We start from the raw sequence: 15,519 nt of genomic DNA on the forward strand, positions 1-15,519 counted from the left end.
TGCTGCGGGTCAGCCGGCGAGCTTGGCCAGGGCCGCGTCGATGCGGGCCAGCGAGCGCTCCTTGCCCAGGATCTCCAGCGACTCGAAGAGCGGCAGGCCGACCGTGCGGCCGGTCACGGCCACGCGGACCGGGGCCTGGGCCTTGCCGAGCTTGAGGCCGTGGGCCTCGCCGGCGGTCAGGACGGCCTGCTTGAGGGACTCGGGGTCGGTCCAGTCCGCCGACTCCAGGCCCGCGCGCGCCGTGGCGAGCAGCGCGGCCGGCTCGCCCTTCATCGCCTTGTCCCACGAGGCCTGGTCCTCGACCGGCTCCTTGAGGAACAGGAAGTCGACGTTGGCGGTGATCTCCGACAGGACGCCCACGCGCGTCTGGGCGTACGGCGCGATGCGCTCCCAGGCCTCGGCGTCGAAGTCCTCGGGGGCCCAGTTGGCGTGCGGGGCCTGCAGCCACGGGGCGCAGCGGTCCGCGAAGACCTTCGGGTCGAGCAGGCGGATGTGGTCGCCGTTGATCGACTCGGCCTTCTTCAGGTCGAAGCGGGCCGGGTTGGCGTTCACGCCGTCGATGTCGAACTTCGACACCATCTCCTCGATCGAGAAGACGTCCTGGTCCTTGGAGAAGGACCAGCCGAGGAGCGAGAGGTAGTTCAGCAGGCCCTCGGGGAGGAAGCCGCGCTCGCGGTACAGGTTGAGCGAAGCCTCGGGGTCGCGCTTGGAGAGCTTCTTGTTGCCCTCGCCCATCACGTACGGCAGGTGACCGAAGGCGGGGGTGCTCTTGGCGACGCCCAGCTCGATCAGTGCGGCGTAGAGGGCGATCTGGCGGGGGGTCGAGGAAAGCAGGTCCTCGCCGCGCAGGACGTGCGTGATCTCCATCAGCGCGTCATCGACCGGGTTGACCAGCGTGTACAGCGGGGCGCCGTTGGCCCGGACGATGCCGAAGTCCGGCACGTTGTCCGGGGTGAAGGTCAGCTCGCCGCGGACGAGGTCGGTGAAGGTGATCGGCGCGTCGGGCATCCGGAAGCGGACGATCGCCGGGCGGTGCTCGCCCTGGTACGCCTCGACCTGCACGGGGGTGAGCTCGCGGCAGTGGCCGTCGTAGCCGGAGGGCTTGCCGGCGGCGCGGGCGGCCGCGCGGCGGGCGTCGAGCTCTTCGGTGGAGCAGTAGCAGTGGTACGCGTAGCCGCCGTCGAGCAGCTTCTTCGCGACGTCCGCGTAGATGTCCATGCGCTCGGACTGGCGGTACGGGGCGTGCGGGCCGCCGACCTCGGGGCCCTCGTCCCAGGTGAAACCGAGCCAGCGCAGCGAGGCGAGCAGCTGGTCGTAGGACTCCTCGGAGTCACGGGCCGCGTCGGTGTCCTCGATGCGGAAGACGAACGTGCCGCCGTGGTGGCGGGCGAACGCCCAGTTGAAGAGTGCGGTCCGAACCAGGCCCACGTGGGGGTTGCCGGTCGGGGAGGGACAGAAACGTACGCGGACAGGTCCGTTAACCACGCTTGATCACCTTGTTGGTGAGAGTGCCGATGCCTTCGATGGTGACGGCGACCTCGTCGCCGACGTTGAGGGGGCCGACTCCGGCCGGGGTCCCCGTGAGGATGACGTCGCCGGGCAGCAGGGTCATGGCCTCGGAGATGTGGACGATCAGGTCCTCGATGGAGCGGACCATGTCACTGGTACGGCCGAGCTGGCGCTGTTCGCCGTTGACCGTGCACTGGATGGTCAGGTCGCTCGGGTCCAGGTCGGTCTCGATCCAGGGGCCGAGGGGGCAGGCACTGTCGAAGCCCTTGGCCCGGGCCCACTGCTTCTCCCGCTGCTGGACGTCGCGCGCGGTGACGTCGTTGGCGCAGGTGTAGCCGAGGATGACGTCCTTGACGCGCTCCTTCGGGACCTCGCGGCACATGCGGCCGATGACCACGGCGAGCTCCGCCTCGTGGTGGAGGTCCTGGGAGAAGGAGGGGTACGTGATCGGGTCGCCCGGGCCGACCACCGAGGTGGAGGGCTTGAAGAAGGTGATCGGGGCGTCGGGACGGCCTTGATCGTCAAAGATGGCGTTGCCGAGCTCCGCCGCGTGCTCCGCGTAGTTGCGGCCGATGGCCACGACCTTGTTCGGGAGCACGGGCGGCAGCAGCCGGACCTTGCTCATCGGGACCTTCGTGCCCGAGAGCTCGAAGTCCGCGAAGGGGATGCCCTTGATGATGTCGAGCACGAGCGTGGAGTCGTCGCCGGGGGCGCCGTCGCCCTCGACCGCGCCGAACGCGACGTTGCCGTCGATCGAGAACCTGGCGATGCGCACCGGTTGCGTCTGCCCCTCTGTATTTCCGCTGGCTGGAGTCTGCGGACCCCAGGCTAACGCGGAGGGCAGCGGCGCTTCACGTTCCTTTGCGGGGTGGCTACTCCGCGGCGGCGGCGACCGGCACGTTCATCAGGACGGTGCGGCGCGGGTTCGCGGTCTGCGTCGGCAGCTCGACGGCGTGCTCCGGGGTGGCCGGTGCCGCCTGCAGGTCCTCGGCGTCCTTGAGGTGCGCGAGGGTCGTGCGGCGGGGGTTGGCTATGTTGCGGAACATCGTCGTCGTCTTCATCGGAGTTCGGGGTCCTCGGTTCGATCTGTGAGTGTCGGCTGTCGCATGCACCAACCCTGGCGCCAACCCTTTAAGGGGCAAGGCTAAACATCTGAATCCCCCGGCGAACCAGGAAGTAATGGCCACGGCTGTGTGAGTTTGCTCACCCTTGACCCGACATTACCGACATATTGGACAGTCAATTCCACCCCCCGAAACGGACATTGCGCCACTGAATGTTCCATTCCGCTCCTGATCATCTCGACTGGGACACCTTGACAGCCTCATTGTTTGGATGGCGTAAGTCCGATTTCTACCGAATGCAGTCGCACATCGCGTAGCTCATTCGTCACACGTCGTAATCGACTCTCCGGGCCGACACTCGCACCTTGTTGGAGATCCGCCACTGTGCTGGAATTCGCGAGACCGCCGCGGGAATCAGCCGGCGCGCAGGTGGCGCGACACTGCGCCGAGCGCGGTGGCACGGAGAGGAATACGCGCCGGTCACCGACGACCACCATGGGGCGGCAAATGCCCCACGACTCGACACCGTCCCACCGGTCACCCGGCGGGACGCCTGGTCCAGAGGTTGCGACGCTAGTGCAGGGACGATTCAAGAGGGATGGCAGCGCTGCGGCGGAGCAGGAGCCGCGCGGCGGGACCGACCGTGGCTCCTCGCCCCAGCACGCCCAGAACCGCGGGCCGGCTGTCGAAGGCGCAGGCCCCGACACCTCCGCCGCGGTGAAGGCGAAGGGCCGTGGGAAGTCCGTGAAGGCCAGGGTCAAGGCGAAAGCCGGACCCGCCGAGCCTGCCGGACCGGCTGAGCAGGACGTGGCGATACCGAAGGCCCCCAACGGGCCCGGTTCTCGCCTCGCCATGCAGAACTGGCGCATCAGCACGCGACTGGTGTCGCTGCTGACCCTGCCGGTCGTCGCCGCCACCACGCTCGGTGGTTTCCGTATCAACGACTCGCTCAACGACATCGCGCAGCTGGAGCACATGCAGCTGCTGACGACGATGACGCGACAGGCCACCAACCTGGCCGCCATGCTCCAGGAGGAGCGCGACCTCTCCGCGGGTCCGCTCTCCCTCTCCCGGGGCAAGACCACCAGCAGTGTCGACGTGGTCCGGCAACAGACCGACACCGCTGCCAAGGCCTTCGCCGCCGCGACCGACAAGGTCGACAGCACGGGCGAGAAGGACGACACGCTCCGGTCGATCCGCAACAACGTCCTGCAGATCGGTCGCCAGCTCACCAACATCGAGACGATCCGCAGCCGCGCGTACATCAACGGCGCCCAGCAGACCGTCAGTGAGTACAACGCGGTCATCGTCTCGCTGCTCTCGCTCTCCCAGGACATGGCGCAAGCCACCTCCAACCCGGAGATGATCAAGCGTACCCGTGCCCTGGCCGCGTTCTCCGCCGCCAAGGAGTACGCCTCCATCCAGCGCGCGATCATCGCCGCCTCGCTCCCCGACACCAACGAGCGTCAGGGTGAGCTGAAGGAGAACGACCGGCTGTACGCCCTCTCCGCCCAGAAGGGCGAGCTGCAGGCGAAGACCACCTTCGGACTCGTCTACCAGGGCCGGACCGAGGATCTCCTCGCGGGTCTGGGCGACAGCAACTCCGAGATCTCGACCGCCGACGGCTACTCCCGCCGCGTCCTGGCCAGCCAGGACGCGTTCCTCCGGGAGAAGAACCGCTCCTGGCTCGACTGGTACGACGCCGACGGCACCAAGCTCCAGGCCATGAAGGTCATCGAGCTGACCCTGCTCGAGGAGATGGAGCAGAAGGCCCGTGAGCTGAAGAACGAGGCCCAGCAGGACGCCATCATCAACGGTGCCCTGATCCTCCTCGTCCTCGGTGTCTCCCTCGTCGGCGCCTTCGTCATGGCCCGCTCGATGATCCGCTCGCTGCGCCGCCTGCAGGACACCGCGACGCGCGTCGCCCAGGACCGTCTGCCCGAGCTCGTCAAGCAGCTCTCCGAGTCCGACCCGCAGGACGTGGACACGTCCGTGGAATCGGTCGGCGTGCACACCCGCGACGAGATCGGCCAGGTGGCCGCGGCATTCGACGACGTGCACCGCGAGGCCGTCCGCCTCGCCGCCGAGCAGGCCCTCCTGCGAGGCAACGTCAACGCGATGTTCACCAACCTCTCGCGCCGCTCGCAGGGCCTCATCCAGCGTCAGCTCTCGCTCATCTCCGAACTGGAGTCGCGCGAGGCCGACCCGGACCAGCTCTCCTCGCTCTTCAAGCTCGACCACCTCGCGACCCGCATGCGCCGTAACGGCGAAAACCTCCTCGTCCTCGCGGGCGAGGAGCCGGGCCGCCGGTGGACCCGCCCCGTCCCGCTGGTCGACGTGCTCCGTGCCGCCGCCTCCGAGGTGGAGCAGTACGAACGTGTCGAGCTGGCCTCGGTGCCCGGCACCGATGTCGCCGGCCGCGTGGTCAACGACCTCGTGCACGTCCTCGCCGAGCTGCTGGAGAACGCCACGTCGTTCTCCTCCCCGCAGACCAAGGTCAAGGTCACCGGTCACGCGCTGCCCGACGGCCGCGTGCTCGTCGAGATCCACGACACCGGCATCGGCCTCTCCCCCGAGGACCTCGCCGCGATCAACGAGCGACTCGCGTCGCCGCCCACCGTGGACGTCTCCGTCTCCCGACGCATGGGTCTGTTCGTGGTCGGCCGCCTGTCCCTGCGACACGGCATCCGCATCCAGCTGCGCCCCTCCGACTCGGGCGGTACGACGGCCCTCGTCATGCTGCCGGTGGACGTCGCCCAGGGCGGCAAGAAGCCGGCTCCGATGCCGGGCCAGGGCGGCCCCGGTGGCGCTCCCGGTGGCGCTCCCGGTGCACAGGGTGCCGTGGGCGGCCCGGCCGCACGTCCGTCCGTGGGCTCGGGTCCGCAGCGCGGTCAGGTCGGCGGCGCCGGCCAGCGCGCCGCGCTGCCGGGCCGCGACGGCGCCGGCCAGCGTCCGCAGGGCGGTCGCCCGCAGCAGGGTGGTCCCGGTGGCCGTCCGCAGCAGGGTCCGACCACCGCGGGCCAGGGCCAGGGCGCCTTCGGTTCCGGTGCGCCGCTGCCGACCCGCGGTCCGGTCCCCAGTCCCGGATTCGGTGGTGGCCCGCAGGCAGCCCGTCCGGCTACCGGTCCGACCGGCTACCCGCAGGGCAACGCCTTCGAACGGCCCCAGCAGCCGCAGCAGCAGTCGCCGCAGCAGCAGCCCCAGCAGCCGGCCGCTCCCGCGGCGCCGGCTCAGAACGGCCCCCGGCCGCAGCTGCCGCCGCGCGGTGGCGCTCCTCGTGCGGAGCTCCCCGGGCCGCAGACCACCAGCTGGGGCAGCGACCAGGCGCGCGGTCACGACGAGCTCTCGGGCCCCGGCTCGACGGCCGAGTTCGCCCGCCCGGACTTCAACGCCCCGATGCCCCAGGCGGACAACGGCAACAGCACGACCGGACAGTTCGAGCGTCCGGACGTGCGGGGCTCCATGGACCCGTCCACCACCGGACAGTTCGAGCGCCCGGGCTACCAGCCCCAGCGCCCCGGCGGCCCCGGTGTCGGCGGCTACGCCCCGCAGCAGCCCCAGGCCCAGGCTCCGCAGGCCGGCAACGGGTACGCACCCGTACCGCCCGCGCGTCCCGAGACCCCGCGGCTGCCGCAGGCTCACCGGCCGGAGGCGCTGCCCCCGGCCCAGAGCTCCGGCGAGGCCCGCAGCCCGATCTTCGACACCCTGGAGTCGAACTGGTTCCGCGAGGAGGGGCAGCAGCCCCCCGCCACGGGACCGGCCGCGGCGATCCCCCAGCAGGGCCAGCAGTCCGCTCCGGCGGCCCCGGCGCCGCAGCAACCGCTGCCGCAGCGCGGCCAGGAGCAGGCGGCCGAGCCCGCCGGCACGACGACCGGCGCCATGCCGACCGTCAGCTGGAAGTCCTCGCCGAACGACGAGCTGATGCGGCAGGCCGAGCGCGTGCGCCAGCCCGCCGCAGGCGGCATCACGACCTCGGGGCTGCCCCGCCGGGTCCCGCGGGCGAACCTCGTGGCCGGCACTGCGCAGCAGCAGGCCGAGGCGCAGGCGGGTCCGCAGGTCTCGCGGGCACCGGACGACGTCCGTGGCCGTCTGACCAACCTCCGACGCGGTATCCAGCAGGGCCGTCAGGCCGGCAACAACGGACCGGCGACCGGCAGTTACCACATCGACCCCACTTACCAGCAGGAGCGTTAGTTGAGTTCGATGAGCCAGGCGGCACAGAACCTGAACTGGTTGATCACCAACTTCGTGGACAACACCCCCGGGGTGTCCCACACGGTGGTGGTCTCCGCCGACGGCCTCCTTCTGGCAATGTCCGAAGGATTCCCCCGCGACCGCGCCGATCAGCTGGCGGCCGTGGCCTCCGGACTGACCTCGCTGACCGCCGGTGCCTCCCGTATCTTCGAGGGTGGCGCCGTCAACCAGACCGTGGTCGAGATGGACCGGGGATTCCTCTTCCTCATGTCCGTCTCGGACGGATCCTCGCTGGCCGTACTGGCGCACCCCGAGTGCGACATCGGCCTCGTGGGCTACGAGATGGCCCTTCTGGTGGATCGCGCGGGCAGTGTCCTCACTCCGGACCTGCGCGCCGAACTGCAGGGAAGCCTGCTCGGCTGACTTCCCACTCTCCCGGCCGGACGGTACTACCGGCCGGGGGATCGGGGCCCCGCCCCGAAATCCAGTACTCCCGCCAGGCCGTCATCCCGTCCCCCCACCGGCCGCCCCGTAAGACGGCACGCTGACCACTGCTGTCCAGCCCGGAGGATCAATGACCCCGCCCCCCGCCTACTCCGATTCGTACGGAGACTCGTACTCGGAAGGCGATCAGCCGCTGGTGCGTCCGTACGCGATGACCGGCGGCCGGACCCGGCCCCGCTACCAGCTCGCCATCGAGGCGCTGGTCAGCACCACCGCCGATCCGATGCACCTGTCCGGCCTGCTCCCCGAGCACCAGCGCATCTGCACCCTGTGCCGCGAGGTCAAGTCGGTCGCCGAGGTCTCCGCACTGCTGTCGATGCCGCTCGGTGTCGCCCGGATCCTCGTCGCCGACCTGGCAGAGGCCGGAATGGTGGCCATCCACCAGCCGGGCAATGGAGAGGCCGGCGGCACGCCGGATGTAACGCTGCTCGAAAGGGTGCTCAGTGGCCTTCGGAACATCTAGCGGAGCGGCTCCTGCTCGCTCCACCACCTCCGCAAAGATCGTGGTGGCGGGCGGCTTCGGCGTGGGCAAGACCACGTTCGTCGGAGCCGTGTCGGAGATCAACCCGCTGCGCACCGAAGCCGTGATGACCAGCGCCTCGGCCGGGATCGACGACCTCACCCACACCGGTGACAAGACGACCACCACGGTCGCCATGGACTTCGGCCGCATCACGCTCGACCAGGACCTGATCCTGTACCTCTTCGGTACCCCGGGCCAGGACCGCTTCTGGTTCATGTGGGACGACCTCGTCCGCGGCGCCATCGGCGCCATCGTGCTCGTGGACACCCGCCGCCTCGCCGACTGCTTCCCGGCGGTCGACTACTTCGAGAACAGCGGCCTGCCCTTCGTCGTGGCCCTCAACGGCTTCGAGGGGCACCAGCCCTACACGCCGGAGGAAGTCCGCGAGGCGCTGCAGATCGGCCCCGGTGCTCCGATCATCACCACCGACGCCCGCCACCGCGCGGACGCCAAGAGCGCGCTCATCACGCTCGTCGAGCACGCGCTGATGGCGCGGCTCAAGTAACACGGTTTCAGTTGTCGCGCGGGAGGGGCGGGCTGTGTCTTACGACACGGCCCGCCCCTCTCGTTCATAACGTTTCGACAGAGAATTACGGCCACGTGGCAACGGGGTGCGGTCGTCTGGTATCGCTGCGCGCACAACTGCCCCCATTTTTGCCGCAGGACGCTCTTTATGTCCGGTTTATGTAGGGCATAAGCTTCTGGGTACGGCCGGATTCAACTGTTTGGAACACGGCCGTTACCCGTGCTGGAATTCAACGAACTAGCTAGTAGCACCGCCGAGAGGTTGTTGGTCGAGTGAGGCGAAGCATCGCAAGCCCCGCGGATGAACCCGCGCGCGGCAACTTCACCCCGCCGCCGCGAGCGGCCACGTCGCCCGTCGACGTGCCCGTGGACCCGCCCGCGAGCAGCGGGAGCAGCAGCAGGTTCTCGCCCCGCAACTGGCGTGTGCCGACCCGTCTGAACGCCATCCTGCTCGTGCCGGCCCTCGTGGGCCTGGTCATGGGCGGTTTCCAGGTGAAGGGCTCCATCGACACCTGGAACGAGGCCAAGGACGCCGAGAAGATAGCCACGGTCGTCCAGGCCGCCTCGGGATACAGCCAGGCACTGCTCAACGAGCGGGACCTGACCGCCGAGCCCCTCCTGAACGGCCAGACGAAGGACCCGAAGGTCCTCAAGGCCTACGCGGACACCACCGCGGCCAAGGAGAAGTTCGACAAGGCCGTCCAGGACATGCCGAAGAACCTCGGCCTGGAGCGACGCCTGGACCTCTTCCGTGCGGAGGAGCCCAAGCTGGACGCCGTACGCGACAAGGCGTACCTGGCGGCGGCGGAGAGCCCCAAGAAGAATCTGCCCAACGCGGCCGGCCCCATCCCGACCGAAGAGGGCTATGTGCTGGTCCAGCACTACCTCATGCAGTTCGCGAACGAGCTCGGTCTCGGCACCGGCAACGTGACCTCGTACGGCCGCATGGTCTACGCGATCCAGCTGGCCAAGGCGGCGAACTCGCTGCAGCGCGCGGTCGGTACGCACCTGCTGGTGCGCCCGAGCGCCGACGAGAACACCCGCAAGGCCCAGCTCGTCGCCTTCTCCTCCTACGCCTACCTCGAAGAAATCGCCATCGGCGAGTACGTCGCGGCGGGTACCGAGGATGACGTGAACCGCCTCAAGGCGGTCATGGCCAAGAAGTCCGAAGAGGGCAAGGCCAAGATCGCCGACGCGAAGCACCAGGCCGAGCAGGCAGGTGTCCGCTTCCTGCCCCCGCCCACGATCGGCGAATCCGCGCTCGCCGGCATGACCGACGCGATCGCCAACAGCGAGAGCAAGAAGAAGCTCTCCGAGACCGGGACGACCCCCGCGTTCTGGCAGGCCGCTGCCACCGCGAAGTTCGACGGCTACGACGAGGTCGAGAAGGAACTCCTCGACAAGGCCGTCAAGGACGCCGTCGCGGTCTCCGACGAGGCCCGAACCGACGCGATCGTCAACGGCGCCATCGTGGTCGTCGCCCTGCTCGCCGCGTTCATCCTCGCCGGCATGATGGCCCGCCAGATGGGCCGCGCGATGGCCCGCCTGCGCACCGCCGCCTTCGACATCGCCGAGCAGCGCCTGCCGATGCTCGTCGACCAGCTCTCGCGCACCGATCCCGGCAAGGTGGACACCCGTGTCCTCCCGATCCCCATCGACTCCCAGGACGAGATCGGCGAGGTCGCCCGCGCCTTCGACCAGGTCCACCGGGAAGCGGTACGGCTCGCGGCCGAGCAGGCCCTCCTGCGAGGGAACGTCAACGCGATCTTCACCAACCTCTCCATGCGCAACCAGTCGCTGATCGAGGGCCAGCTGACCCTCATCACCGACCTGGAGAACAACGAGGCCGACCCGGACCAGCTGGAGAACCTCTTCCGCCTGGACCACCTGGCCACCCGCATGCGCCGCAACGGCGAGAACCTCCTTATCCTCGCGGGCGAGGAGCCGGGCCGCCGCTGGGACCAGCCGGTCCCGCTCGTCGACGTGCTGCGCGCCGCCTCCTCCGAGGTGGAGCAGTACGAGCGCATCGAGCTCTCGGGCGTCTCGGAGGCCGAGATCCACGGCCAGGCCGTGACCGACCTCGTGCACCTGCTCGCCGAGCTCCTGGAGAACGCCACCACGTTCTCCTCCCCGCAGACCAAGGTCCGCGTCAATGCCACGCGTCTGCCCGACGGCCGCGTGATGGTCGAGATCCACGACAAGGGCATCGGCCTCACCGCCGAGGACTTCGCGGACATCAACCACAAGCTGGCCAACCCGCCGACCGTGGACGCCGCGATCTCGCAGCGCATGGGTCTGTTCGTGGTCGGCCGGCTGGCGGACCGCCACAGCATCCGCGTCCAGCTGCGCCCCTCGGGCGAGGCGGCCGGTACCACTTCGCTGGTCATGCTCCCCGACGCCATCACCCACGGTGGCGGTGGCGAGGGCATTCCGGACGACGACTTCACGGTCTCGCAGATCATCCCGGAGCAGCAGGCCCAGCTGGCTCCCCCGCTGCGCACCGCCGCCGAGCTCGGCTTCGACGACTCGCGCTACGACCAGCAGGGCTCCGACGGCCTCGCCGCCGACCCGGTCGGCCGGTCCCTCGGGCAGCAGGAGCGGAGGGCGGCGCTGGCGGCCCAGGTGGGTTACCCGCAGGAACAGCAGCAGTACCCCGCCCAGGAGTATCCGGAACCTCAGCCGGAGCACGGGTACCAGGAGTACCAGGGCTACGAGCAGCAGTCCGAGCAGGCCTACGACACCTCCTACGAGGCACAGCAGGCGCAGCAGGGCTACGAGGCGTACCCGCAGCAGGACTACGGCTATACGGAAGACGGTTACCCGGACCAGCAGCCGGCCACCCAGGGCTACGACAATGGCTTCGAAGCCCAGCCGGGACAGGCCGAATGGCCCGAACAGAACACGTATCCGGCTGCCTACCAGCAGGATTACGGGACTGAATCGGAATCCCAGGCCGTCCCCGAAGCGGCTCCGGAGCGCGTAGGCTTCGACCGTCCGGGTGCCGCTGCAGACACCGGTCACGCGATGACCGGAGCGGGCCTGCCGCGACGCGGCAGCCAGCAGCAGTGGCCGTCCGGGAAGCAGCAAACGGAGTCCACCGGTTCCCTCTTCGAGCAGCGGTCGCCGCGTCAGCAGCAGCCCGCCGAAACGGAGCAGGCGCCGGAGGAAACTGAAGGCACCGCCGCCTGGCGTTCGCGCAACGACGAACGCTGGCAGCAGGCCGGAAAGCTCCGTGAGCCGAAGGCGGGCGGGATCACCCCGTCCGGTCTCCCTCGGCGAGTGCCCAAGGCCAACCTGGTCGAGGGCGCAGCGGAGACGACCCCGCAGGGCGGCCCCCAGGTCTCCCGCGCTCCGGAGGACGTCCGCGGCAGGTTGAGCAACCTGCGGCGCGGTGTCCAGCAGGGACGCAGCGCGGGTTCTGAGCAGTCAAGTAACAGCTATGACCAGGAGCGTTAGTGTGAGCCCGATGAGCCAGGCGGCACAGAACCTGAACTGGTTGATCACCAACTTCGTGGACAACACCCCCGGGGTGTCGCACACGGTGGTGGTCTCCGCCGACGGCCTTCTTCTGGCGATGTCCGACGGGTTCCCGCGCGACCGCGCCGATCAGCTGGCGGCCGTGGCCTCCGGACTGACCTCGCTGACCGCCGGTGCCTCTCGCATCTTCGAGGGTGGCGCCGTCAACCAGACCGTGGTCGAGATGGACCGGGGATTCCTCTTCCTCATGTCCGTCTCGGACGGATCCTCGCTGGCCGTACTGGCGCACCCCGAGTGCGACATCGGCCTCGTGGGCTACGAGATGGCCCTTCTGGTGGATCGCGCGGGCAGTGTCCTGACTCCGGATCTGCGTGCCGAGCTGCAAGGAAGTCTTCTCAACTAGCAGACAGGCAGTGCGTTTCGCGTCATCGCACCATAGGGTGCGGTGGCGCGGTTCCACAGGGAGTACTGCGTTCTTGGAGTCGGAGGAGGAAACGTGACAACACCCGGAGGACATCCTTATGGCGGCGCGCAGCAGCCGCAGGGTGGGCACGACCAGAACCGCTTCAACTTTCCCTCGGCGCCGAGCCGGCCCGTGCCGGAGCAGAATCCCTACCAGCAGCAGCAGTACGGACAGCCCCAGATGCCTCCGCAGCAGCAGCCGCCGCGCGCCGCGCGACAGCCCGCTCCGAAGGCCCACAACCCGTTGGTGCGTCCGTACGCGATGACCGGCGGCCGTACTCGGCCGCGCTACCAGCTCGCCATCGAGGCGCTGGTCAGTACCACGGCGGATCCCGCGCGTCTGCAAGGGCAGTTGCCCGAGCACCAGCGCATCTGCCGCCTGTGCCAGGAGATCAAATCCGTAGCGGAGATCTCGGCACTTCTCTCCATTCCTCTTGGTGTCGCCCGCATCCTCGTCGCCGACCTGGCGGAGGCGGGCCTTGTCGCCATTCACCAGCCCGGCGGCGACGAGTCTGCCGGTGGCCAGCCAGACGTGACACTGCTCGAAAGGGTGCTCAGTGGACTTCGCAAGCTCTAACGGCGGAGCGGCTCCCCGCTCCACCACCTCCGCGAAGATCGTGGTGGCGGGCGGCTTCGGCGTGGGCAAGACCACGTTCGTCGGCGCGGTCTCCGAGATCAACCCGCTGCGCACCGAAGCCGTGATGACCAGCGCCTCGGCCGGGATCGACGACCTCACCCACACCGGTGACAAGACGACCACCACGGTCGCCATGGACTTCGGCCGCATCACGCTCGACCAGGACCTGATCCTGTACCTCTTCGGTACCCCGGGCCAGGACCGCTTCTGGTTCATGTGGGACGACCTCGTCCGCGGCGCCATCGGCGCCATCGTGCTCGTGGACACCCGCCGCCTCGCCGACTGCTTCCCGGCGGTCGACTACTTCGAGAACAGCGGCCTGCCCTTCGTCATCGCCCTCAACGGCTTCGAGGGGCACCAGCCCTACACGCCGGAGGAAGTCCGCGAGGCCCTGCAGATCGGCCCGGACGCCCCGATCATCACCACCGACGCCCGCCACCGCGCGGACGCCAAGAGCGCGCTCATCACGCTCGTCGAGCACGCCCTCATGGCGCGGCTTCGGTAGCAGCCCTCCCGCACCCGGCAGGCCCCCGCGTCACACGACGCGGGGGCCTTCGCCATGGGGCGGGGTCCGCGCCGGCTCCTCCCTCGGCGGCGGTACGCAGAAGGCCCCGCACCCTGGACGGGTGCGGGGCCTTCTGGGGCTCGGGAAACTCAGCCCTGCCAGCTGTGCGGGGCGCGGAAGCCGGGCGTGCGCTCCAGGCGGCGCCAGCCGGCCTGGCCGGGCACGCGCACCGGGGTCTCCTCGGGGGTGGCGGCCGCACGGGCGAGCAGGATCGCGGTGATCGCGGCCAGCTCCTCGGGCCGGGCGTTGCCCTTTTCGACGCGCAGCAGGGTGTCAGTGGCGGTGGTCATGTGGTGGCAGGTCTCCTTCGCGGTTACTGCGGCGGGTTGCCGTGCTTGCGGGACGGCAGATCGGCGTGCTTGTTGCGGAGCATCGCGAGGGCGCTGACGAGCACCTCGCGGGTCTCGGCGGGGTCGATGACGTCGTCGACGAGGCCGCGCTCGGCCGCGTAGTACGGGTGCATCAGTTCGGCCTTGTACTCCTTGACCATGCGTACGCGCATGGCCTCGGGGTCCTCGGCGTCCGCGATCTGCTTGCGGAAGATGACGTTGGCCGCGCCCTCGGCGCCCATGACGGCGATCTCGTTGGTAGGCCAGGCGTAGGTGATGTCGGCGCCGATGGACTGGGAGTCCATGACGATGTACGCGCCGCCGTAGGCCTTGCGCAGGATCAGCGAGATCCGCGGGACGGTGGCGTTGCAGTACGCGTACAGCAGCTTGGCGCCGTGGCGGATGATGCCGCCGTGCTCCTGGTCGACGCCCGGCAGGAAGCCCGGTACGTCCAGCAGGGTGATGATCGGGATGTTGAAGGCGTCGCACATCTGGACGAAGCGCGCGGCCTTCTCGGAGGCCTCGATGTCCAGGACACCGGCGAGGTGGCCGGGCTGGTTGGCGACGATGCCGACGACCTGGCCGTTCATCCGGGCCAGGGCGCAGATGATGTTGCGGGCCCAGCGCTCGTGGATCTCCAGGACGTCGCCCTCGTCGACGAGCTCCTCGATGACCTTGAGCATGTCGTACGGGCGGTTGCCGTCGGCGGGCACCAGGTCCAGCAGGACCTCGCTGCGCCGGTCGGCCGGGTCGCTCGTCTCGTGGACGGGCGGGTTCTCGCGGTTGTTGGAGGGCAGCATCGAGATGAGGTACCGGACCTCGGAGATGCAGGTCTCCTCGTCGTCGTACGCGAAGTGCGCGACGCCGGAGGTCTCGGCGTGCACGTCGGCGCCGCCGAGGCCGTTCTGGGTGATCTCCTCGCCGGTCACCGCGCGGACCACGTCCGGGCCGGTGATGAACATCTGCGAGGTCTCCCGGACCATGAACACGAAGTCCGTGAGGGCCGGGGAGTACGCGGCGCCACCGGCGCAGGGGCCCAGCATGACCGAGATCTGCGGGATGACGCCCGATGCCTTGGTGTTGCGCTGGAAGATGCCGCCGTAGCCGGCGAGCGCCGAGACGCCCTCCTGGATGCGGGCGCCGGCGCCGTCGTTCAGGGAGACCAGCGGGGCACCGGCCGCGATGGCCATGTCCATGATCTTGTGGATCTTCGTGGCGTGGGCCTCGCCCAGGGCGCCGCCGAAGATGCGGAAGTCGTGTGCGTAGACGAAGACCGTGCGGCCCTCGACCGTGCCCCAGCCGGTGATGACACCGTCGGTGTACGGCTTCTTGTTCTCCAGGCCGAACCCGGTCGCCCGGTGGCGGCGGAGCTGCTCGACCTCCCGGAAGGAACCTTCGTCGAGCAGCAGCGCGATGCGCTCACGGGCGGTCAGCTTGCCCTTGGCGTGCTGGGTCTCGGTCGCGCGGTCGCTGGGGCCGCGCTTCGCCTGCTCGCGCAGGGAGTGCAGCTCGGCCACGCGCCCGCGGGCGTCCGTCGGCTCGCTCGGGGTCTGGTCCACAACGGTCATGTACCGACCTTACGAAGATCGCGATGAAAAACCTCCGTTCATTCCTCACAGTCTCGGAAGACTTCCGCTGTCCGGCCCGCACAGTACGCCCAGTAGATGTACGGACTCCGCCAGACGGGGCGCTCGCCCGTTGTGGGACCTTCACAAAATGACCTGACACCC

Annotated in this window: 13 protein-coding genes; 8 read left to right on the plus strand and 5 right to left on the minus strand. The window is 69.4% G+C overall.

What is annotated here, in order from left to right; translation table 11 throughout:
- Window positions 1-9: 9 nt before the first annotated feature.
- From gltX to OG207_RS13805, 3 genes are all read right to left on the minus strand, one after another.
- Complete coding sequence (gltX, locus tag OG207_RS13795; protein WP_329098863.1) at window positions 10-1,485, minus strand: glutamate--tRNA ligase; 1,476 nt, start codon at window positions 1,483-1,485, stop codon at window positions 10-12.
- A complete protein-coding gene (locus OG207_RS13800; RefSeq protein ID WP_189745462.1) occupies window positions 1,478-2,284 on the minus strand; it encodes a fumarylacetoacetate hydrolase family protein in 807 nt (268 codons plus the stop codon). Before OG207_RS13800 ends, gltX begins: the two co-directional genes overlap by 8 nt.
- A gap of 97 nt (window positions 2,285-2,381) precedes the next feature.
- Window positions 2,382-2,570, minus strand: coding sequence for a hypothetical protein (locus tag OG207_RS13805; RefSeq protein WP_030009260.1), 189 nt, complete (start codon window positions 2,568-2,570; stop codon window positions 2,382-2,384).
- Window positions 2,571-3,149: 579 nt separating this feature from the next.
- On the opposite strand from OG207_RS13805, the gene OG207_RS13810 reads away from it, so the two are divergent.
- The 8 genes from OG207_RS13810 (at window position 3,150) to OG207_RS13845 (ending at window position 13,400) form a co-directional block, all read left to right on the plus strand.
- Window positions 3,150-6,767, plus strand: coding sequence for a sensor histidine kinase (locus tag OG207_RS13810; RefSeq protein WP_329098864.1), 3,618 nt, complete (start codon window positions 3,150-3,152; stop codon window positions 6,765-6,767).
- A gap of 9 nt (window positions 6,768-6,776) precedes the next feature.
- Entirely contained in the window at window positions 6,777-7,190 is a 414-nt protein-coding gene (locus OG207_RS13815; RefSeq protein WP_030708442.1) for a roadblock/LC7 domain-containing protein, read from the plus strand.
- A gap of 151 nt (window positions 7,191-7,341) precedes the next feature.
- Window positions 7,342-7,734 (plus strand): DUF742 domain-containing protein, encoded by a 393-nt coding sequence (locus tag OG207_RS13820; protein ID WP_030014827.1) that lies wholly within the window; start codon window positions 7,342-7,344, stop codon window positions 7,732-7,734.
- Window positions 7,715-8,299, plus strand: coding sequence for a GTP-binding protein (locus OG207_RS13825; protein WP_266605322.1), 585 nt, complete (start codon window positions 7,715-7,717; stop codon window positions 8,297-8,299). The genes OG207_RS13820 and OG207_RS13825 overlap by 20 nt, the downstream gene beginning before the upstream one ends.
- 293 nt (window positions 8,300-8,592) lie before the next feature.
- A complete protein-coding gene (locus OG207_RS13830; protein WP_329098865.1) occupies window positions 8,593-11,775 on the plus strand; it encodes a nitrate- and nitrite sensing domain-containing protein in 3,183 nt (1,060 codons plus the stop codon).
- Window positions 11,776-11,785: 10 nt separating this feature from the next.
- On the plus strand, window positions 11,786-12,199 hold the full coding sequence (locus OG207_RS13835; RefSeq protein WP_030037347.1) for a roadblock/LC7 domain-containing protein: 414 nt from the start codon (window positions 11,786-11,788) through the stop codon (window positions 12,197-12,199).
- A gap of 93 nt (window positions 12,200-12,292) precedes the next feature.
- Window positions 12,293-12,835: a DUF742 domain-containing protein gene (locus OG207_RS13840; protein ID WP_329098866.1), complete on the plus strand. Its 543-nt coding sequence runs from the start codon at window positions 12,293-12,295 to the stop codon at window positions 12,833-12,835.
- Window positions 12,816-13,400 (plus strand): GTP-binding protein, encoded by a 585-nt coding sequence (locus tag OG207_RS13845; RefSeq protein WP_109781528.1) that lies wholly within the window; start codon window positions 12,816-12,818, stop codon window positions 13,398-13,400. The genes OG207_RS13840 and OG207_RS13845 overlap by 20 nt, the downstream gene beginning before the upstream one ends.
- A gap of 149 nt (window positions 13,401-13,549) precedes the next feature.
- Here the strand turns inward: OG207_RS13845 and OG207_RS13850 are convergent, their stop codons facing one another.
- Window positions 13,550-13,750 carry an acyl-CoA carboxylase subunit epsilon gene (locus OG207_RS13850; protein ID WP_329098867.1) on the minus strand — a complete coding sequence of 67 codons (201 nt, stop codon included), beginning with the start codon at window positions 13,748-13,750 and terminating at the stop codon, window positions 13,550-13,552.
- A gap of 23 nt (window positions 13,751-13,773) precedes the next feature.
- Complete coding sequence (locus OG207_RS13855) at window positions 13,774-15,357, minus strand: acyl-CoA carboxylase subunit beta (protein ID WP_329098868.1); 1,584 nt, start codon at window positions 15,355-15,357, stop codon at window positions 13,774-13,776.
- Window positions 15,358-15,519 lie beyond the last annotated feature (162 nt).

Origin of the sequence: Streptomyces sp. NBC_01439 (assembly GCF_036227605.1) — a bacterium.
In the GTDB taxonomy this organism is placed as follows: Bacteria; Actinomycetota; Actinomycetes; order Streptomycetales; family Streptomycetaceae; genus Streptomyces.

Coding starts and splice junctions, on each gene's coding strand:
- OG207_RS13805 (WP_030009260.1), bottom strand. CDS start 2,570: ATGAAGACGACGACGATGTTCCGCAACATAGCCAACCCCCGCCGCACG.
- OG207_RS13815 (WP_030708442.1), top strand. CDS start 6,777: ATGAGCCAGGCGGCACAGAACCTGAACTGGTTGATCACCAACTTCGTG.
- OG207_RS13820 (WP_030014827.1), top strand. CDS start 7,342: ATGACCCCGCCCCCCGCCTACTCCGATTCGTACGGAGACTCGTACTCG.
- OG207_RS13835 (WP_030037347.1), top strand. CDS start 11,786: ATGAGCCAGGCGGCACAGAACCTGAACTGGTTGATCACCAACTTCGTG.
- OG207_RS13850 (WP_329098867.1), bottom strand. CDS start 13,750: ATGACCACCGCCACTGACACCCTGCTGCGCGTCGAAAAGGGCAACGCC.
- OG207_RS13855 (WP_329098868.1), bottom strand. CDS start 15,357: ATGACCGTTGTGGACCAGACCCCGAGCGAGCCGACGGACGCCCGCGGG.